Source organism: Hanstruepera marina (assembly GCF_019880635.1).
Lineage (GTDB): Bacteria > Bacteroidota > Bacteroidia > Flavobacteriales > Flavobacteriaceae > Hanstruepera > Hanstruepera marina.
In genome coordinates, this window is the sequence record NZ_JAINVX010000004.1 from 311,940 (window position 1) to 330,952 (window position 19,013).

19 protein-coding genes are annotated in these 19,013 nt (G+C 34.1%); 6 read left to right on the forward strand and 13 right to left on the reverse strand.

Annotated elements, in window-relative coordinates:
• The first annotated feature begins 76 nt into the window (after nt 1–76).
• The 3 genes from K7G76_RS12285 (at nt 77) to K7G76_RS12295 (ending at nt 2,625) form a co-directional block, all read left to right on the forward strand.
• Nucleotides 77–598, forward strand: coding sequence for a hypothetical protein (locus K7G76_RS12285; RefSeq protein ID WP_223034523.1), 522 nt, complete (start codon nt 77–79; stop codon nt 596–598).
• A 63-nt stretch (nt 599–661) separates the two neighbouring features.
• The gene (locus K7G76_RS12290; RefSeq protein ID WP_223034524.1) at nt 662–1,561 is read left to right on the forward strand and encodes a sugar phosphate nucleotidyltransferase; all 900 of its coding nucleotides are present in this window, start codon (nt 662–664) and stop codon (nt 1,559–1,561) included.
• Nucleotides 1,534–2,625, forward strand: coding sequence for a phosphotransferase enzyme family protein (locus K7G76_RS12295; RefSeq protein WP_223034525.1), 1,092 nt, complete (start codon nt 1,534–1,536; stop codon nt 2,623–2,625). The genes K7G76_RS12290 and K7G76_RS12295 overlap by 28 nt, the downstream gene beginning before the upstream one ends.
• Here K7G76_RS12295 and K7G76_RS12300 read toward each other — a convergent pair.
• Nucleotides 2,620–4,026, reverse strand: coding sequence for a Gfo/Idh/MocA family protein (locus K7G76_RS12300; protein ID WP_223034526.1), 1,407 nt, complete (start codon nt 4,024–4,026; stop codon nt 2,620–2,622). The genes K7G76_RS12295 and K7G76_RS12300 overlap by 6 nt on opposite strands.
• Nucleotides 4,027–4,096: 70 nt before the next feature.
• On the opposite strand from K7G76_RS12300, the gene K7G76_RS12305 reads away from it, so the two are divergent.
• Entirely contained in the window at nt 4,097–4,615 is a 519-nt protein-coding gene (locus K7G76_RS12305; RefSeq protein ID WP_223034527.1) for a GNAT family N-acetyltransferase, read from the forward strand.
• 13 nt (nt 4,616–4,628) lie between these two features.
• On the opposite strand, the gene bshA is transcribed toward K7G76_RS12305, so the two are convergent.
• From bshA to K7G76_RS12360, 11 genes are all read right to left on the reverse strand, one after another.
• A complete protein-coding gene (gene bshA / locus K7G76_RS12310) occupies nt 4,629–5,765 on the reverse strand; it encodes an N-acetyl-alpha-D-glucosaminyl L-malate synthase BshA (RefSeq protein WP_223034528.1) in 1,137 nt (378 codons plus the stop codon).
• Between the two features lie 69 nt (nt 5,766–5,834).
• A complete protein-coding gene (locus K7G76_RS12315; RefSeq protein WP_223034529.1) occupies nt 5,835–8,753 on the reverse strand; it encodes a glycoside hydrolase family 3 N-terminal domain-containing protein in 2,919 nt (972 codons plus the stop codon).
• A 107-nt stretch (nt 8,754–8,860) separates the two neighbouring features.
• Entirely contained in the window at nt 8,861–9,346 is a 486-nt protein-coding gene (locus tag K7G76_RS12320; RefSeq protein ID WP_223034530.1) for an ABC transporter ATPase, read from the reverse strand.
• The gene (locus tag K7G76_RS12325; RefSeq protein ID WP_223034531.1) at nt 9,346–9,552 is read right to left on the reverse strand and encodes a hypothetical protein; all 207 of its coding nucleotides are present in this window, start codon (nt 9,550–9,552) and stop codon (nt 9,346–9,348) included. The genes K7G76_RS12320 and K7G76_RS12325 overlap by 1 nt, the downstream gene beginning before the upstream one ends.
• Complete coding sequence (locus K7G76_RS12330; RefSeq protein WP_223034532.1) at nt 9,549–9,749, reverse strand: hypothetical protein; 201 nt, start codon at nt 9,747–9,749, stop codon at nt 9,549–9,551. The genes K7G76_RS12325 and K7G76_RS12330 overlap by 4 nt, the downstream gene beginning before the upstream one ends.
• Nucleotides 9,750–10,541 carry a (Fe-S)-binding protein gene (locus K7G76_RS12335; RefSeq protein WP_223034533.1) on the reverse strand — a complete coding sequence of 264 codons (792 nt, stop codon included), beginning with the start codon at nt 10,539–10,541 and terminating at the stop codon, nt 9,750–9,752. It abuts the gene before it with no gap.
• Nucleotides 10,542–10,547: 6 nt separating this feature from the next.
• Nucleotides 10,548–10,994 (reverse strand): LNS2 domain-containing protein, encoded by a 447-nt coding sequence (locus tag K7G76_RS12340; RefSeq protein ID WP_223034534.1) that lies wholly within the window; start codon nt 10,992–10,994, stop codon nt 10,548–10,550.
• A gap of 20 nt (nt 10,995–11,014) precedes the next feature.
• Nucleotides 11,015–11,365, reverse strand: coding sequence for a hypothetical protein (locus tag K7G76_RS12345; RefSeq protein WP_255573014.1), 351 nt, complete (start codon nt 11,363–11,365; stop codon nt 11,015–11,017).
• The gene (locus K7G76_RS12350) at nt 11,358–12,665 is read right to left on the reverse strand and encodes a 4Fe-4S dicluster domain-containing protein (protein ID WP_223034535.1); all 1,308 of its coding nucleotides are present in this window, start codon (nt 12,663–12,665) and stop codon (nt 11,358–11,360) included. Before K7G76_RS12350 ends, K7G76_RS12345 begins: the two co-directional genes overlap by 8 nt.
• Before the next feature lie 12 nt (nt 12,666–12,677).
• On the reverse strand, nt 12,678–13,625 hold the full coding sequence (locus K7G76_RS12355) for an MlaD family protein (protein ID WP_223034536.1): 948 nt from the start codon (nt 13,623–13,625) through the stop codon (nt 12,678–12,680).
• Between the two features lie 55 nt (nt 13,626–13,680).
• Nucleotides 13,681–14,793: an N-acetylmuramoyl-L-alanine amidase family protein gene (locus tag K7G76_RS12360; RefSeq protein WP_223034537.1), complete on the reverse strand. Its 1,113-nt coding sequence runs from the start codon at nt 14,791–14,793 to the stop codon at nt 13,681–13,683.
• 87 nt (nt 14,794–14,880) lie between these two features.
• Between K7G76_RS12360 and K7G76_RS12365 the strand changes: the two genes are divergently transcribed.
• Both K7G76_RS12365 and K7G76_RS12370 read left to right on the forward strand, forming a co-directional pair.
• Nucleotides 14,881–17,631, forward strand: a complete 2,751-nt coding sequence (locus tag K7G76_RS12365) for a putative LPS assembly protein LptD (RefSeq protein WP_223034538.1) — start codon at nt 14,881–14,883, stop codon at nt 17,629–17,631.
• A gap of 17 nt (nt 17,632–17,648) precedes the next feature.
• Entirely contained in the window at nt 17,649–18,029 is a 381-nt protein-coding gene (locus tag K7G76_RS12370; protein ID WP_223034539.1) for a RidA family protein, read from the forward strand.
• A 5-nt stretch (nt 18,030–18,034) separates the two neighbouring features.
• On the opposite strand, the gene K7G76_RS12375 is transcribed toward K7G76_RS12370, so the two are convergent.
• Nucleotides 18,035–18,973, reverse strand: a complete 939-nt coding sequence (locus tag K7G76_RS12375) for a transporter (protein ID WP_255573015.1) — start codon at nt 18,971–18,973, stop codon at nt 18,035–18,037.
• Nucleotides 18,974–19,013 lie beyond the last annotated feature (40 nt).

Consider the following 19,013-nt stretch of genomic DNA (forward strand, 5'->3'; position numbering starts at 1 on the left):
CAATTAATTTGTTATTATTATAATCTATTTACAGGTGAATTTACGTATATAACATGAAATCAAAAAAACTATAAGTATGAAGAAAATAATCTTATCAGCGATTGCTGGATTAGGTTGTATTACATTAGCAAATGCCCAAGAAATCAGTAAAAATGCTATTGGTTTGCGTTTAGGAGACAGTGATGGATTTGGAGCTGAAATATCCTATCAACGTGCTATAGGACAAAACAACAATCGATTGGAATTTGACTTTGGATGGCGAGATGGCAAAAATTACGATGGTATTAAACTCATTGGACTCTACCAATGGGTATGGAATATTGAAGGTGGTTTCAATTGGTATGCAGGACCTGGTGCTGGATTTGCCGCATTTAGACATAAGTACGAGAGGTACGTTCCAGGTCAGAATGACTACTATTATGAGGAAAACAGAGACGCCTTCCCTATTATAACCGGAACTATTGGTATTGAATACAACTTTGATTTCCCGTTACTTTTATCTTTAGATGTTAGACCTGAATTAGGGTTTGGTGATGATGTATATGATAATAACGATTTAGATTTCGATATTGGATTAGGCGTTAGATATCAATTCTAAAATTCTTTTATGATAAATTATAAACCACCACTTGTTGGTGGTTTTTTTGTTTAGATTTGTATTATGTCAGAAAAGGCGTTATGCATAATGGCTGCAGGCCTAGGTACCCGGTTTGGTGGGTTGAAACAGCTATATCCCTTAATAGATGACTTTTCAATTATTGACTTCTCAATTTATGATGCGTATTGTGCTGGATTCAATAAAATAATATTAATTATAAGAGAGCAAACACAGGCTTTATTCGAAGAACATTTTTCTAGATTAGATACGTCTCTAATCCAAATAAGCTATATCCACCAGTCCTTCGAGCTTCCTGTGAATTATAATGACAAGATTATTCGTCAAAAACCATGGGGAACAGGGCATGCCCTTTTAGAGCTAGAGGGTCATGTTTCAAGTAATTTTGCTTTAATAAATGCTGATGATTTTTATGGTAAAGATGCCTTTAAATTGATGCATGACAACCTATACAACAACAGATCAGACTGCAATTATTTAATTGGTTACAATATTACCAATACATTATCAACAAATGGTTCAGTCTCGAGAGGTGAATGCATAATAGACAATAACAATAATTTAAAACATATTATTGAGCGCCATAATATTAGATTTAAAAATAATGAACTCATCTATGGCGAAAATAACCCTATTTCAAATGAAACAACCGTTTCAATGAATTTTTGGGGGTTTACAACATCAATTTTCAATACTGGAAAAGAGGCTTTCAATGATTTCCTTAAGGAGGCAACAAATTTTGTTTCTGATGAATTCTACATAACAACCATAGTAGATAAGGCCATTGATCAACATCAGCATTTTAAAGTCCTTAACAACAATGCACAATGGCACGGTATAACTTACAAAAAAGATGAGGAAGCAATTAAGCATTACCTTGAATCACTTATCGAAACAAATCACTATCGTAAACGGCTATGCAATCACAAGATCAACTCTTTTTAATTTGTGCACATTTTTTAGAATCGGAATGCATAAAACGCATTGAGCCTTTAACTTCGGGTCATATTAACGATACGTACCATATAGTTAGTGAAAAAGACGAGTATGTTTTACAAAGGTTAAACACTCATGTTTTTAACAATTATATAAGTCTTATTCAAAATAAGGTAACCATCAGCAACTATATAAAAAAATTTTATAATAAGAATGGTTCTCCATACAAAACCATAACGGTCATAAAAACCAAAGGGGATTCGTTTTACCTAGAAAACAATGATTCTATTTGGATACTCATGCATTACATAAGAGAATCACAAGTTTTTTATAAAGCCCCAAATAAGGATGTAGTTTTTGAGGCAGGAAAGCTCTATGGCAATTTTACATATGCTACAACATCTGTTGATTGTTCAAAAATAAGTGAAATATTGCCTGATTTTCACAGCGTGCCTTTGCGCTTAAAGCAATTTGAAAAAGCTCTAAAACTTGCTAGCAATAAGCGTAGAAAAGCTTCTCAATCTTGGATTGACTTAATAAATAACTACCGTAGGTCTATGTGTGAATTATGGAAATTGAAAGAAAACAATACTCTTCCTAGACGAATCACGCATAATGACACAAAATTATCCAATATCCTATTTAGCAAAACGGATCCGGTTAAAGGTTTGGCAGTAATAGATTTAGATACCGTAATGCCAGGACTTGTGCATTTTGATTTTGGAGACTCCATACGTTCAATTTGCTCCACCGCTACTGAAGATGATGACAACCTTAACAAGGTATCCATAAACTTGGACTACTACAATGCATTTTGCATGGGATATGCCAACGAGACTAAAAATATCCTTACTCCATTAGAGATTTCGTATTTGCCTCTTGGTGTTCAAACCCTGATTTTTATTATGGGGCTACGTTTTCTAACCGATTTTTTAAACAATGACACCTACTACAAAACGGATTACCAATTGCACAACCTTGTAAGAGCGAGCAATCAGTTTACATTGTTTAATAGCGTAATAGAAAATTTAGATAGCATAAAAACCATCACAAAACAAAACTTTCAATTATAGAATATCGCGAAGCACTTCATTTTTTCGAGGTTTTTGCCAAGAACCCCCAGTAAAATCTGGAACAACAGTTGGCGCACTCTTATTAGCTACTGATAATTCTGAAAGCGGAGTAATAGCACTCCATAGTACACTATCGTAAGCATTGATATCTAGTGGCAAACCTTCATTTAAGCAGCGTATTAAACGATAAACCATAACAAAATCCATTCCTCCATGCCCCACCGCATTGGCGTCTATTTGCTCTCGCAATTTTTTCCAGAGTGGATGGTCATAACGCTCTCTATAATCTTGATACTCCTCTGCTTTTAGCCAAGAATGTCCCCATTGTAATTCTTCATGCCCTATATAAAGCCTCGACGGATAACCTTGATGTACTGCTTTTGTTCCTGTAACCGTATTGAGCCTTGAATATGGCCTACCAGTATGCGTATCAAATTGCAGCATAATGGTCTTTCCATTCTTCGTTTTTATTAGTGATGTATTCATATCACCACACGCAAATTGAGTGGTTTCAAAATTTTCCATTTTTGCGGCACTGCTTAAACTCTGTTCACGAGAACTCATGCTTACCAAAAAATCATACGCATCACCTCGACCAATATCCATATAAAAACTAACGGGTCCTAAACCATGCCCTGTATAAAAGTTACCATTTTTAGTCTCATGATGTTTAATACGCCATTGGTTTTCATAATACGTTTCATGCATCATATGTTTACGTAAATCGTGGATATAAGCGCCTTCAGCATGGTTAATTTCCCCAAAAACACCTTCGTTTATCATATTTAAAACCCAAAGTTCTTCACCATTAAAACAACAATTTTCCATGTAAAAACAATGCCTTTGGGTTCTTTCTGCTACCTCTACCAACTTCCAACAGTCATCTAAAGTCATAGCCATAGGTTGCTCACAAGCTACGTGCTTACCTTTTTCCATACCGTAAACAGACATTTCTGTATGATACTCCCAGGGTGTAGCAATAATAACTAAATCAACATCATCGCGATCTACTAATTTTTTCCATTCTTTATCATTACCATAATATAAATCGGCTTTAGATGTTTGGATAGTCTTTAGGTAATCATTATTCTTTTTTACCTTGTCTTCTTTTAAATCAGAAAGCGCAACTATTTCAGCGTGATTATTCTTTATGAGATACTCAAACATTTGAATTAGCACACTACCTCTATTCCCCATACCAATCATACCAACCCTAACTTTAGAAATCGGTTTTGAGGTTAAACCAACTAGGTTGCCTTTAGCTTTTTGTTTTAAAAGCATTTCATTCAATTCATCTGTATCTATCGTATTCTTTTCTGTATTTTGTGCTAGCAATGACGGTGTTAGACCCAAAAAAAGTCCAGCTCTTGCAGTTAAGTTTAAAAAGGATTTTCTATTCATGATTGGTATATTTTACGTAAGAAAGATATAAATATATAATCAATTAAAACTATTCTATTATCTTTCACTAATGAAATTTCAAATATTGAATACTGCTAGATTACAACTACGTCCATTAACTATTGAAGATGCTCCTCAAATTCAGTTTTTGAGATCAAATGCAATTGTCAATCAATTTGTAAAGCGGCAAAAAACAGAAACCATAGAGGATGCTTTAAATTTTATAAAACGTATAAGCTCATCGGTTTCAAAACAAGAAGTTTATTATTGGAGTATTACTTTAAAAAACAATCCAGAGCTTAAAGGGACCATTTGTCTGTGGAATTTTTCAAAAGATTTAAAAACTGCTGAAGTTGGTTATGATTTACACCCTGACTTACACGGTCAAGGCATCATGAATGAATCGCTTACTGCTGTGGTAAATTATGGTTTTAAAACCCTAAATCTGGATACTATTGAAGCTTATACCCAACAAGACAACTTAAGCTCTGTTTATCTTTTAAAAAAACTAGGGTTTCAGCACCAACCCAATCGTATTGATGAAGAAAATGTAAAAAACATGATATTCGTTTTAGAAAACAAAGCCTAGAAGCAATCTAAATTTACAATTGCATACATTTTGACAATGTGTTTTCGTAAATAGCTTCATACTTGGGAACAATGTTATGAATATTAAACTTTTGTGCCTGTTGTCTTGCTTGTTGCTTAAACTGCCTTAAAACTTCAGGATTACTTAATATAGAAATAGCATTATGACTCATATCCTCTACATCTCCAACATTACTTAAATAACCCGAGAAACCATGTGTATTAACCTCAGGGATTCCACCAGAATTACTTGATATAACAGGCACTCCAGATGCCATAGCCTCTAATGCAGCCAAACCAAAGCTTTCGGTTTCAGATGGAAGTATAAATAAATCTGAAAAGCATAAAATACGATCTATTTCGTTACTGTTGCCAAAGAATACAACCTTGTCTTCAATACCTAAATTTGCACAGAGGTCTTCGGCTGCTTCCTTTTCTGGGCCCTCTCCTACCATCATGAGTTTTGCTGGAATGCTTTTTTGAACATTATAAAACACTTTAATAACATCCTGTATGCGTTTAACTGGTCTAAAATTACTGATGTGGGTTATAATTCTTTCATCGTCATTAGCCATCATTGAACGTTGACAATCTGTAAAACCATAGTTATGCTTTTCTAAATCTATAAAGTTTGTAACAACATGAATATCATTTGTAATATCAAACAATCTTAAGGTGTCTTGTTTCAAGCTTTCTGAAACCGATGTCACTGCATCTGATTTATTAATACTAAATTCAACAGCAGTTTTATAAAACGGATGACTACCAACTAAAGTAATATCTGTACCATGAAGTGTAGTAACTACAGGTAAATACACACCTGCTTCATGAAGCATTTTTTTTGCCATATATGCCGCATAGGCGTGTGGAATAGCATAATGTACATGCACAATTTCAATTTGATGTAATTTAACCATATCTACCAACTTACTGGAAAGTGCCAGTTCATATGGTTGGTAATGAAACAAGGGATACTCCTGAACAACTACTTCATGAAAATGCACATGGCTTCCAAGCAGTTCCAATCTTACGGGTTGCTTATATGTGATAAAATGTACTTCATGACCCCGTTTAGACAATTCTATTCCTAATTCCGTAGCTACTACACCACTACCTCCAAAGGTTGGATAACAAACTATACCTATTTTCATTTAATTAAATTTATTACTCTTTGGTCGTAAGAAACGAGATTTCTGTACACAAAAGTTACATATCTTTTTTTAATCTATTATCGACTCGTAAATAAGTCGTTGTATTTCTGTCCTAATATTTTCTCGAAGCAATGTATTAGTGTCCGAGCTTGGAAATGTTCTATTGGCCAAAAACACATATACAATTTCTTCTTCAGGATCTGCCCAAGCATAGGTGCCAGTAAATCCAGAATGACCAAAACTGGTCATGGATATACAACCACATGTTGGACCAGAATCACCTAATTGAGGCTTGTCAAACCCAATACCTCTTCTATTATCGTTATCACAATAATAGCAGGTATTAAACTTATCTAGGGTCTCTGTTTTGAAATAACGCTTGCCTCCATAATATCCTTTTTGCAAGTACATTTGCATAATTTTTGCGACATCGTTTGCATTACTAAAAACTCCTGCATGACCACCAACACCGCCTTGCATTGCAGCTCCCATATCATGAACATAACCTTGTACTATTTGGTATCGATAATACTTATCATCTTCTGAAGGCACTATATTTTTATTGCTAAACTTACTACTTGGGTTGTAGGTTGTATAGTTGGCGCCTAAAGATTTATAAAAATGGTCCTGTACCAACTCGCTTAATGATTTATTGTAATGCCCTTCAATGTACTTTTTTAAGATATAGTAAGGCAAATCGCTGTAACGATAACGCAAACGATTTAATAATTCTGAATCCTTTATAATAACCTGCATGCTATCAACATAATCCTTACGCAAATATAACTCATTGGCAACCTTAATATTAAAATCTTCTGTTGGTGCTTTTCTATAATATTTAATGCTTGGGTGTTTTGTTGAGTCAAGAGTGGCAAAATAAAATGGAATCCAAGGTTTTAACTTGGCATAATGTGACAGCATTTCCTTTAGGGTAACATTGGCTTTATTAGAATTGGCATAATCAGGGAGGATTTCGGATAATTTAGTATCTAAACTTACAACCCCTTTTTCTTCCATTTCCATTAACAAAGGTAACGTTGCCAAAATTTTTGTTAATGAAGCCACATCATAAATATCATTAAACTTAACCGGTTCTGCATTTTCACCATAGGTATGTCGCCCAAAGTTCTTGTTATATATAACTTTACCTTTTCTTGCAACAAGCAATTGAATTCCCGGAGTCATTTCTTTATCTACAGCATATTGAGCAACAGAATCAATTTTACTTAATCGATTAGAATCCATTCCAACACGTTCAGGAATACTGTAACTTAAGTTTGATAGCATATTATACGTTATTCCATCTCCAAATTTATAAACATCCTGTATAGAAACCGGCAACACACCTTTCGCCGGAACTGAACCAAAAATAATTTGAGCCGACTTTTCTTGGGCTGTCTTGCTATTTTGATAGCTAACCACTAATCCTTCTATATTTTCAAAAGTATCAATGTCAATAAGTGCATATGGTTTAACGAAGACATCCAAAATAACCGTATTGTTGCGCGCAATCTCATACAGCCATACCAATTCAGTATCTGTAAATTTATAATCTTTCCAAGGGTGATCGTTAGAACGATGGAAACCTACAACCACAGTATTGTATGATTTTAACTTTGTAATTAACTCGTCAAGATTTTCGGCTGAAACTTCATGTACTTTAGTGTATTTCTGAAGTTCCTTAAAAAAAGGCGAGCTATCATCATCGCCCAATTTCACATAAGCAACTTGTTTAGACTCTAATTTTCTAATAGGAAGGATACTGTTTTTGTTTTTAACAACAGTAATCGCATTTTCAATGGCAGTTTCATACAGTAACTGATCTGAAATACGATTTAAATCTTCAACTAGATTTTCTGTTTCAATAGGCTTAAAGTCATGTAAGTCTACTTTGTATTTTGCCATCAGTATTTTTTTTACTGAATACGCCAACCGTTCTTCAGTTATAACTTCATTTTCATAAGCTTCTTTAATTTTTTCGACTGCTTTAGGCACATCTTCAGAGATTAACAACACATCATTCCCAGCCAAAAAGGCCGCCAAATCAATGTCTCCAGGTTCACTGAATTCTGAAACGCCTTTCATTTCTAAAGCATCAGTATAAATAAGTCCTTTAAATCCCAAACTGTCTTTTAAAATATCTGTGACGATATGTTCAGAAATTGACGATGGGTATCCAGAACGTGATTCTAAAGCAGGAACATTTAAATGTGCAACCATAACACTAGATAAACCATGCTTAATAAGTTCACGATAAGGGTATAGTTCAACAGAATCAATACGTTTTTCATCAAAACTTATAGTTGGCAACGTTTTATGTGAATCGGTTTCGGTATCGCCATGCCCAGGAAAATGTTTTGCATTTGCCAAAACTCCTGCATCTTGCATACCCTTCATAAAAGCCAAAGCTTTTTCTGTTACATTGTCTTTATCTTCCCCAAAGGACCTATTGCCAATTATTGGATTTAATGGATTGGTGTTGATATCAACCACTGGAGCAAAGTTAAAATGTACGCCTATTCGCTTGCAATGTTCGCCTATGTGATAACCAACTTGCTCAACTATTTTATTATCTTTAATAGCTCCTAATGTCATATTCCACGGAAAAGCAAAAGTAGAATCCAAACGCATACTTAAACCCCATTCTGCATCCATTCCTATCAACAATGGTGTTTTAGATAACTCTTGCAATCTATTGTTTAATTTTGCCTGCGCGACTGGGCCTCCTGTAGAATAAATAATCCCGCCTATATGCTGATTCATTATAAGCTGACTAATAATGTTTTCATGCTTTAAACCTTGATTAGAAAATGCTCGAACCATGAAAAGTTGTCCAATTTTTTCGTCAACAGACATACTATTATATACACTATCAACCCATTGTTCTTGTTTGGCTTCATTATCTGCCAACAAAGGATTGTTTGTGTTTTGAGCAATATTAAAATTAAAGGTTAGGATAATGGTCAAAAGGACTAATATCTTGCGCATAAATTAAGGGCTAAATTTTTAAAGTTAAATAACGCTACCAATTTAAAGTATTTTGTAGACAGAATGCGAAACTTTAAGATAGATTTATAAAGAAGGTAATTAACAATTTACTTTATGAATCGCGAATGCCAGCTTTCACTCGCAGGTACTTCCCAATGTTCTTCAAACTCTGCTTTGTTAGCCACTAAATTATTGAAGACTATAGTATTTTTAGAAACGGCACGGTCTTTTGCCATTTGCCTGAAGTCGGACAATGACTTGTAAGCTACATATTCCCCTTGCTTGTAGGATACGTTCATTTTGTCCATTAAATCAACATTGTAATCGTTCTCCAATTGCTGAATAAAATGCACAGACGCATCAATAGAACAGCCTGTAGCCTTATTTAAGTTTTGGTTTAATCCAATAACTATAAAACGCTTATATTTAATAGTATATCCTGATTGTAAATCGCTACCATGTGCTGTCCAATTATCAATGAATATATTTAACTTATCTTCAATTTCCGAAATTTCATCATCTGTAAATGTACGGTTGGCTTGATATATCCAAACGCGTGACTCTTCGGGTAAATTTTTAAAATCTACTAGCATTATTTCTTTTCTTTAACAACTTTATATCTAAACATCCAAGACATTAAAAGAGGAAACCCAACTCCTTGAAAAACATACCTTCCATATTGTAATTCGTCTCCTTTAAAGTAATCCCAAAGGCCTATACCAACAGTTAAGGCAATGGCTTGAATAATTCCGACAATAATTCTAGCTTTTAGAGGTATTTTCTCTCGCTTATAATTCACTTTTTTTCTTTTTTTACTTTATACCTAAATGTTAAAGTCATAAAAAAACCAAAAAAAGTACCATGAAATAAAAAGCGCCATATTGAAAATGAGTCGTCATCAAAGTAATACCAAGCTTCCATAGCAATGGCAAAAAACAAACCTTGTATTGCCCCTTGCTTAATACGTGTCTTCAATGATAACTTCTCTTTTGTCATTTATAAATCTTCAGCGTTTGCTATTAGTTCGGCAATATCCATAACCTGAACACTAGCTTCTTTTTCTTTGGCTTTTACACCATCTGTCATCATAGTATTGCAAAATGGGCATCCAGCAGCTATTATTTCAGGTTGTGTCTCTAAAGCCTGTTCTGTGCGCTCAACGTTAATGTCCTTATCACCTTTTTCAGGCTCTTTAAACATTTGGGCCCCTCCTGCTCCACAACATAAACCACGACTTTTACAACTTTTCATTTCTACCAATTCGGCATCCAACTTTCGAATTAAATCTCGTGGTGCTTCGTACACATTATTCGCACGACCTAAATAACACGGATCATGAAACGTAATTCTCTTACCTTTAAACTCACCGCCTTCAATAGTTAATCTACCATCAGATAGCAATGATTTTAGGAATTGCGTATGGTGCATGACTTCATATTGACCACCAAGTCCAGGGTATTCATTTTTTAAAGTATTAAAACAATGCGGACAGGTAGTAACTATCTTCTTTATTTCGTAAGCATTAAGAACCTCAATATTAGTTACAGCCTGCATTTGAAATAAAAACTCATTACCAGCACGCTTTGCAGGATCACCTGTACAACTTTCTTCAGTTCCCAGGACTGCAAAATCAACATTGGCTTTATTTAATAACTTTACAAAAGCTTTGGTTATTTTTTTTGCTCTATCATCAAAACTTCCCGCACAACCAACCCAGAATAAAACTTCAGGTTGTTTGCCTTCAGCCATATATTCTGCCATTGTTGGCACTTTTAATACTTCGCTCATAACTTTCTAATCATCTTGACCATCATCAAATACTTGGATGGTTACGTTTTTATCAACTAAATCTGTAAATTTTCCTTTGTATCGGGTAGCCTTAACCAGGTGGTTATCAATCCAATGATAATTTCCGCCACGTGGCTTCCCCATTAATAAGCTGTGGAATTTAAAACCATGCTTATTTAACCACTTTTCGGTTACTTCTCTATGCTCCTCCGTTCTAGATGTGAAATAGCATATTAAATGCCCTTCATCATACCATTTATTACATGTAGCCAATGCATCTGGGTATGGTTCGCAAGTTGCCATACGCTCTGGCTCTTCGTTAGGAACATCATCTGTTATTGTGCCATCAATATCTATTAAATAGTTTTTAACACCTTCAGGTAAAATTGGACTAACTTTTTCTCCTGCCTCTACTTTTTCATGTAATAATTTATCTGCGTCTTCTCTTTTCATAATACCTCGTGTTAAATAATTTATATTGAATCGTTTTCTATTTCTTTGAAATCGTCTTTAGAAATACGGATTATAATTGCCAATTTTTTCGTCCCGTTTTCCAGTACATTTTCAGGGTAGTAACGTTCGGTATGTGCACGCCTTAAAGCGCCATACCCAATTTTGCTTATTTGCGCATCTGTACAGTAATCGCAAAACACTTTAAGCAATCTTATATCTTTGGCCTCTCGGTTTACATAATCTATTTCGGTGTACACTTTTATTTGTAAAGAATCTTTACTGTAACCCGTATTATAAGTTTGTGCTTCAATAGTATTGAGCCCAAAACCTAAAATCATAAAAAACAGATATGTAATTCCTAATTTACTCATTTTTCCAATTCAATCTATCCATTTGATTGTATGGCCATGGCGCTCCATTGTTTTCAATGTTTGTCATCATATTATTCAATTCTACAGGTGCTGCAGACTGCTCCATGACTAAATAACGACGCATGTCTAAAATTATAGATAATGGATCTATACTAACCGGACACGCCTCAACACAGGCGTTACATGATGTACAAGCCCATAATTCCTCACGTGTAATGTAATCATCCAAAAGCTGTTTACCATCTTCCTTGAACTCACCTTTATTAGCATCAATGTTTTTGCCTACTTCTTCCAATCTATCACGAGTATCCATCATGATTTTTCGAGGCGACAATTTTTTTCCAGTTTGGTTTGCAGGACATTCGCTAGTACAACGCCCACATTCTGTACAGGTATAGGCATTTAACAATTGAACCCAGTTTAAATCTTTAACATCACTAGCTCCAAACTTTTCTGGCATGACGCTTTCTGTACCTTCTGCTGGTGCGGCAAATGGATCTACGTTAGGATCCATCATCATTTTAACTTCGTTTGTTACTGCTTCTAGATTATCAAATTCTCCTTTGTGATTGACACGACCATAATATGTATTTGGAAATGCCAATAGAATATGTAAGTGCTTTGAAAAATACAAATAGTTTAAAAACACTAGTATACCCAATATATGCAACCACCAAGCGCTTCTTTCAATAAAATGCAAAGTGGAATCTGACAAGCCATTAAATAATGGTACTAAATACTGACTAATTACATTTCCCGAATCCATGGCTTGAAACGAAACATCAGTAGCATTCATTACCAAAAACAAGGTCATTAAAACCATTTCGAAGTACAAAATATAGTTGGCATCATTTTTTGGCCAGCTTGTCATTTCGGCGTTCCAAAACCGTTTGAGTTTGATTACATTTCTTCTTAACCAGAAAATTATAACCGAAACAAAAACCAATGCTGCAAGTATTTCAAATGAACCAATTAAAACTCCATATAAAGGCCCTATTGATGAAAATATACGATGTGTACCAAAGAGGCCATCTATTATTATTTCTAAAACTTCTATATTAATAATTACAAAACCAACATAAACTACAACATGTAAAATTCCGGCAATGGGTCTTTTTACCATTTTGCTTTGCCCTAAAGCTATCATGGTCATGTTTTTCCAACGTTGGGATTTATTGTCACTAACGTCTTTGCCTCTCCCCAACTTAATATTTCTGATAAGCTTCTTTACATTTCTGGCAAAATATCCTATACCTATAATTAAGGCTATAGCAAAAACAATATTTGGAATGAAATTCATGATTGGTTGGTTTTATTGACGTTCGTCTTCAGGTTTCTGGTAGTCATCTTTATTTTTCCCACCAAAGACAGAGACTTTTACATAACGGCTTGGATTTAATTTGAAATCCTGAAGCAGTTCTTTTAATTGATGGCTTGCTACTTCTAAATTATTATATAATTTTTCGTCCTTTAAAAGCAGACCCAAACTTCCTTCTCCATTTTCTAAATCTTCAAGTAAGCCATTAAAACTCAATAACGCTTGATCTAAATCGTTAATAGTTTTAGAAATTTCTACCTCTTTTAAATCTTTAGAAAGGCTCGCTAAATCTGCGCTAATAGAATCAAAATTATTGATAACCGCCGTTAGTCCCTCTTGATTTTTAGCCACTAAATTATTTACAGAATTAGACATCGACCTAAATGAGATTAATGTTTTATTGAGTTCTGCTATGGCTTGTTTAAGTCCATTTTCCGATTCGTCTTCAACCAAACTATTCAAGTTGAGCAACAATGAATCGGCTGATTTTAGTGTTGTGTCTAAACCTGTACTTAAACCCGAAAAGTTATTCGTTAAACTATTTACCAATCCCGTTTCAACTTCAGACTCCAAAACATCACCACTTTTTGCTAGCTCGTTATCGTTGGCTGGAATAATAGCCAAACCATTACCTCCCATTAAACTGGTTTCGTACAATCTTATCTTACTGTTTTTTGAGAATTTAAGCTTATTATCTACCGTAAAAGACACACGTGTTTTTCCAGTATTAAAATCGTATTTAATCTCTTTTATTTTTCCAACAGTATTACCCTTTATTGTAACTGGAGATGCTTCAGTTAGTGCATTATAGTCAAATTCAGTATAAAAAGTACTATTTGAGTCTAATAAATCGATGCCCTTTAAATAATTGATACCATAAATTAGAAAGACAATTCCTAAAATGACTAAAATTGCAGTTTTTACTTCGTTAGATATTTTCAAAAGCCTTTTTTTTGGTTACTAAACAAAATTAGAAATAAATTTATTAAGAATAACTTTAATTAACGGTAGATTTCAGTGCTTCATCCATACTTATTTGCCTACCATCCTTATAAGCCACAATAAAACAACTGTTATAACCTTTAGATTTGGCTTGCTCCTGCATTTGTTTAATTTTGGTGTAATCTGATGTATTTCCGTAATAGTACTTATAAAGGTTGTCAAACTGCTCTCTAGACATATCATCTAGTCCTTTAAAGTTATAAGGTTTAGGTTCTAATTTTCTGGAACTTGCTGCTATTTGAACCTTAAAGACTACACCATCATAAATTTCAGATTTATCGACTTCATTATTTATGTCTTCTAAAGATGGGCTAGAGACTAATCCAACATTTAAGTCTAAATTATGCTTGTAAGAAAGAATAGCATCTTTAATAGCATTGGCCATATCAGTTTGCCCTTTATTTGAGTTTAAATAAACACCTTCAGGTTTGTAGGTCAAAAATCCAGTTTCTACTAAAACACTGGGCATAGCTGTTTGATGAAGAACTATAAAACCTGCTTGTTTTACACCTCTACTTTTTCTTTTAAGCCTTCCTTTGAAGTTTTTTTCAATTAAATCTGCTAGTTGAATGCTCTGATCCAAATACTCTTCTTGCATCAAAGTTAAACCAATATATGACTCAGGCGAACTAGGGTTAAATCCCGCGTAATTCTTCTCATAATTTTCCTCCAAATAGATAACTTCATTTTCAGCTTTTGCGACTTTAAAATTTCGTTCGTTCGCATGCAATCCAAGCACAAAAGTTTCAGTACCGTGAGCACTGTTACTAAAAGAATTACAATGAACAGATACAAACAAATCAGCTTCAGCATTGTTAGCAATCTTCCCTCTTACAAATAAATCTATAAAAACATCCTTCTTTCTTGTGTAAACCACTTTTATATTAGGGTGTTTTTCGAGTTCTTTCCCAACTTTTAAAACAATATTTAAGGCGATATCTTTTTCTTTAAACCCATTTCCTAAATTTCCTGGGTCGTGTCCACCATGGCCAGCATCCAAAACAACAACAAATTTATCTGATTTGCCTTGAGCAAAAAGACTATTATTAGACACTACTGTTAAAAGTATCGCAAAACAAAAGAAAAGTAATATTTGGTTCGTTTTCATATAAATGTATAACAACTTTTTCGAGGGTTTATTTTAAATTTCAAATTTTTGCCTTTATTAAATTAATCACAAAAAATATATGTAATTTTGGCAATTCAAAAACCGAGCCATACTTTTACAAAAATACATTTAAAAGCGTTGCGTACAAACAACTTGAACATACTTTTTTTCTTAAGTTTTACAGTGTTTATCAACACTTTTGGCTTCGCTCAAGATATTCCCAAACAAGGTGGAACTGTTAAGCCTGAAAAGCAAAATGACACCTTAAACTTAAATACAAACGACCTCATAAAACCTGAAATTTCAGAAAAAGGTCAGGACTCTATTTTAACCGATTCAGTTAAGCCTATTAAAGAAACCTTAACAGGCCCAGTTACTTACAAAGCTACAGATTACACATCCTTCAATAATAAAGAGCAAAAATTGTATTTATATAATGAAGCAGAAGTGTATTATGAAGACATGGAGATTAAAGCTGGGGTAATCATAATAGATTACAATACACAAACAGTTTTTGCCACTGGAATAGTGGATACTTCTGGTGTATACACCCAAGCTCCTATTTTTAAACAAGCAAACAATGTAGTTGAACCGGATTCTATTAAATTTAATTACGACAACCAAAAAGCTCTAGTTTTTAATTCCAAAACAGAACAGGCAGGCATGCAAATTTTTGCACCTGTTACCAAAAAAATTAACGATTCCACTGTTTTCTTATACAAAGGTCGCTTTACCACATCAAAAGATATTGAGGATCCTGAGTATTACTTTAAAGCCAATAAAATAAAGGTTGTACCTGGTGAGAAAATTGTTGTTGGACCAACCAATATGGTTATACAGGATGTCCCAACCATTATTGGTTTGCCTTTTGGTTTTTTTCCATTAACAGACAAACAAACTTCTGGTGTTATTATACCAACATTTGGAGAGGACAATAATCGCGGTTATTTTATTCAAAACGGTGGGTATTATTTTGCTCTAAGTGATTATTTTGATCTTGCCGTATTAGGAGATTACTATACCAATGGTAGTTATGGCCTCCGCTTTGAAAGTTCATATGCCAAACGTTATCGCTTTAGTGGTAATGCAGGTTTTAGGTATGAAAATCTTATTAATAGCGAACGTGGTTTTCCAGATTATAGTAGATCAACAATTTACAATATAAGGTGGTCGCATACTCAAGACGCTAAAGCAAATCCGAGTTCTAGATTTACTGCTTCTGTTAACTTGGGTAGTAGTAGATATTATCAACAATCCGTTAATCAGGTTAACACGCCTAATTTTTTAAATAATACTTTGGCTTCGTCTATATCATATTCTAAAACATTTTCTGGTGAACCTGAAGTCAACTTAAGTGTTGCGGCCACGCACTCCCAAAACACGAATACCGAAGTTATTAATATGACTTTGCCTACTATTCAGGCGAGTGTTAACCGTATTTTTCCTTTTGAGCCCAAATCGGGTATAAAAAAAGGGGTAATTCAAAATATAAATTTTCAATATAACGTAAGAGCTGAAAATCGAATTCAAACTACAGATTCATTGTTCTTTAAAAAAGAAATGTGGGATGATGCAGAAAATGGAATAAAACACAGTATTCCAATAGCAACAAACTTCAAGCTTTTAAAATATTTAAGCTTAAGTGCTAATGCCGCTTATGATGAAACTTGGGTTTTTGAAACAGTTAACAAATATTACGATGTTAATGAAGATATTGTGGTAACCGATCCTGTAAAAGGCTTCGATGCCTTTAGAACCTATAATTTTAGCACTAATTTAGGTACTACACTATACGGCATGTTTGATTTTAGAAAAGAAGGTAAAGACCCAAAAATTCAACGTATTAGGCATATTATGAGACCTTCAATTAGCTATAGTATCAATCCAGCTTTCAATAACTATTATGAAACCTTTAATGTTATTGATGCGGATGGAAACACCCAAGAAGTTGAATATACCCGATTTGAGTCTAGTATCTATGGCGCTCCAAACAACCGCTATTCAAGTTCTATGGGTATTGCTATATCAAATAATATTGAGGCTAAAGTTAGAGATCGTGATTCTACAAAAACAGAAGCCAAAACCATAAAATTATTAGACAATTTAAATTTTGCAACTTCTTATAATTTTGCTGCTGACTCTTTAAAATGGAGTCCACTGCGCGTAAGTGGTAATACACAAATACTGCAAAACAAAATGAATATCAATTTTGGTATGACATTAGACCCCTATGCACTTGATAATGAAAATAGAAAAATAGACATGTACAATATTGATAATGGTGGTAGCTTATTTAGGCTTACCAGTGCCAATATTACAATGAACTATACCATTAATAGTGATATTTTTAGTGATAATGCCAGTGAAACCAGTAGACAAGAAACATTACAAAGCGGTGGTCGTGCTGATGATTTATTTGGTCGTGCCCAAGATTTTTCTGACTCTCGATTTAATGAGGATTCTGAAAAAGAAGAGCAAACAAGTCCTAGCGCATTATATACCTCTAAAATTCCTTGGAATTTAAAACTGGCCTATGCTGTAAATTATACCAACATTGCCAGAGAAGATGAAATTTCGTCCCACTCTTTAATGTTTTCAGGTGATATTGAATTTTCACCGAGATGGACAGTTGGTGCTTCGTCTGGTTACGATTTTAAAAACAAAGGTTTTACCTACACCCAATTACGATTTGAACGTGATTTATTAAGTTGGCGAATGAGTTTTAGTTGGGTGCCTTTTAGTTCACGTACATCATGGTATTTCTTTATAGGAATAAAATCAAACATCCTAAAAGACATTAAGTACGATAAGCGTAGACAACCCGATCAACAGTTATAATTAAAAACATAAGGTTTATGAAAAAAATTATACAAACGCCAAAAGCACCAGCTCCAATAGGGCCATACAATCAAGCGATTTTAAGTGGTAACACCTTGTATACTTCAGGACAAATAGCCATAAATCCTACAACTGGCGAATTGGTTTTAGATAATATTAAATCTGAAACCAAACAAGTTATGGAAAACATGAAAGCCGTTTTAGAAGCTGCAAACATGACGTTTGACCATGTTATAAAAACTTCAATTTTTATAAGTGATATGCATAATTTTTCGCAAATCAATGATGTTTATGCAACCTATTTTAATGAAGAAACAGCACCTGCACGCGAAACCGTAGAAGTGGCAAACTTACCAAAATTTGTTAATGTTGAAATCAGCATGATAGCGGTAAAATAATTGAATTAAAACATTACTGAATAACCAAAGCCTATAGAATTTGTATCGGAGCCGATTGATTTAACAGATTCTGAATGCAAATAAAAAACCTTCACACTCTGCCTTTTTGTTATAGGTGCTCCCAGAGCTAGAGACGATAAAAAATCTCCTCGCTCATCATTATTAGGTTGACTATTAACAATTGACTGACCGCCTAGTCCGTATCCTGCACTGATAGATGCCCACATTCTATTTTTAAATCGTTTAATCAAATGGGTTTGGATTGCAAAAGTGGGATCTTGTTTTCTTTCTTGGTTATTGAAAAAATCAGAATTTATAGTATAGAAAAATACTGAAGCCGTAAGTTCATAGGACCATAAGCCCCAATTATGGACAAATCCAATTTGTGGTCTAATTACAAATCTATTCTGACCCAAATTCAACAATCTGTCTTCAGCATATTGTCCTAAAGGAAACGTAACAGAAACCGATGCGCCTAACATTGTGCTATTAGGATTCTCCTTATAATAATCAAGCATCCCTTTTGCATCTAATGCTTGCGGGCCAATTAAATTAATTGAAAAACGCACTCTTGGATCACTAAAACCTGTTCGCCGAATGGCAGTGGGAACACCTCGCAATAACCCATCCCACTTTGCGTCAGCATAAGGCAACAAAACATCTATTCGGCCTAACTTATTTCCAACTTTTAACGGCTGTACAAAAGACAATGCTGCAGCATGTATTGCTATGGTAACATCTTCAGCCTGAAGCACAGGATCAAAAATCAAATCGCCAAACGTATGAACATAACCACCTCCAATTACGTGAACTCCCAACGGTATTGGTGTCCATCGTCGCGGCTCTATGTCTTGGGCATTCAATGTCGCAAAACAGCTAAATAAAAAGGTGAATACTACTAAAAAACTATAAGATTTAGAAACTAAAAACTTATGATTATACATATTGATAACAGGCGTTAAAAAAACAAATGTAATGAAAAAA

Excerpts from the sequence above, each read along its gene's own strand:
- K7G76_RS12305 (WP_223034527.1), top strand. The coding sequence starts at position 4,097 with ATGAAATTTCAAATATTGAATACTGCTAGATTACAACTACGTCCATTA.
- K7G76_RS12360 (WP_223034537.1), bottom strand. The coding sequence starts at position 14,793 with ATGAAAACGAACCAAATATTACTTTTCTTTTGTTTTGCGATACTTTTA.
- K7G76_RS12295 (WP_223034525.1), top strand. The coding sequence starts at position 1,534 with ATGCAATCACAAGATCAACTCTTTTTAATTTGTGCACATTTTTTAGAA.
- K7G76_RS12375 (WP_255573015.1), bottom strand. The coding sequence starts at position 18,973 with ATGTATAATCATAAGTTTTTAGTTTCTAAATCTTATAGTTTTTTAGTA.
- K7G76_RS12350 (WP_223034535.1), bottom strand. The coding sequence starts at position 12,665 with ATGAATTTCATTCCAAATATTGTTTTTGCTATAGCCTTAATTATAGGT.
- K7G76_RS12330 (WP_223034532.1), bottom strand. The coding sequence starts at position 9,749 with ATGACAAAAGAGAAGTTATCATTGAAGACACGTATTAAGCAAGGGGCA.
- K7G76_RS12285 (WP_223034523.1), top strand. The coding sequence starts at position 77 with ATGAAGAAAATAATCTTATCAGCGATTGCTGGATTAGGTTGTATTACA.
- K7G76_RS12345 (WP_255573014.1), bottom strand. The coding sequence starts at position 11,365 with ATGAGTAAATTAGGAATTACATATCTGTTTTTTATGATTTTAGGTTTT.
- K7G76_RS12335 (WP_223034533.1), bottom strand. The coding sequence starts at position 10,541 with ATGAGCGAAGTATTAAAAGTGCCAACAATGGCAGAATATATGGCTGAA.
- K7G76_RS12370 (WP_223034539.1), top strand. The coding sequence starts at position 17,649 with ATGAAAAAAATTATACAAACGCCAAAAGCACCAGCTCCAATAGGGCCA.
- K7G76_RS12340 (WP_223034534.1), bottom strand. The coding sequence starts at position 10,994 with ATGAAAAGAGAAGACGCAGATAAATTATTACATGAAAAAGTAGAGGCA.
- K7G76_RS12300 (WP_223034526.1), bottom strand. The coding sequence starts at position 4,026 with ATGAATAGAAAATCCTTTTTAAACTTAACTGCAAGAGCTGGACTTTTT.
- K7G76_RS12315 (WP_223034529.1), bottom strand. The coding sequence starts at position 8,753 with ATGCGCAAGATATTAGTCCTTTTGACCATTATCCTAACCTTTAATTTT.
- K7G76_RS12320 (WP_223034530.1), bottom strand. The coding sequence starts at position 9,346 with ATGCTAGTAGATTTTAAAAATTTACCCGAAGAGTCACGCGTTTGGATA.
- bshA (WP_223034528.1), bottom strand. The coding sequence starts at position 5,765 with ATGAAAATAGGTATAGTTTGTTATCCAACCTTTGGAGGTAGTGGTGTA.
- K7G76_RS12290 (WP_223034524.1), top strand. The coding sequence starts at position 662 with ATGTCAGAAAAGGCGTTATGCATAATGGCTGCAGGCCTAGGTACCCGG.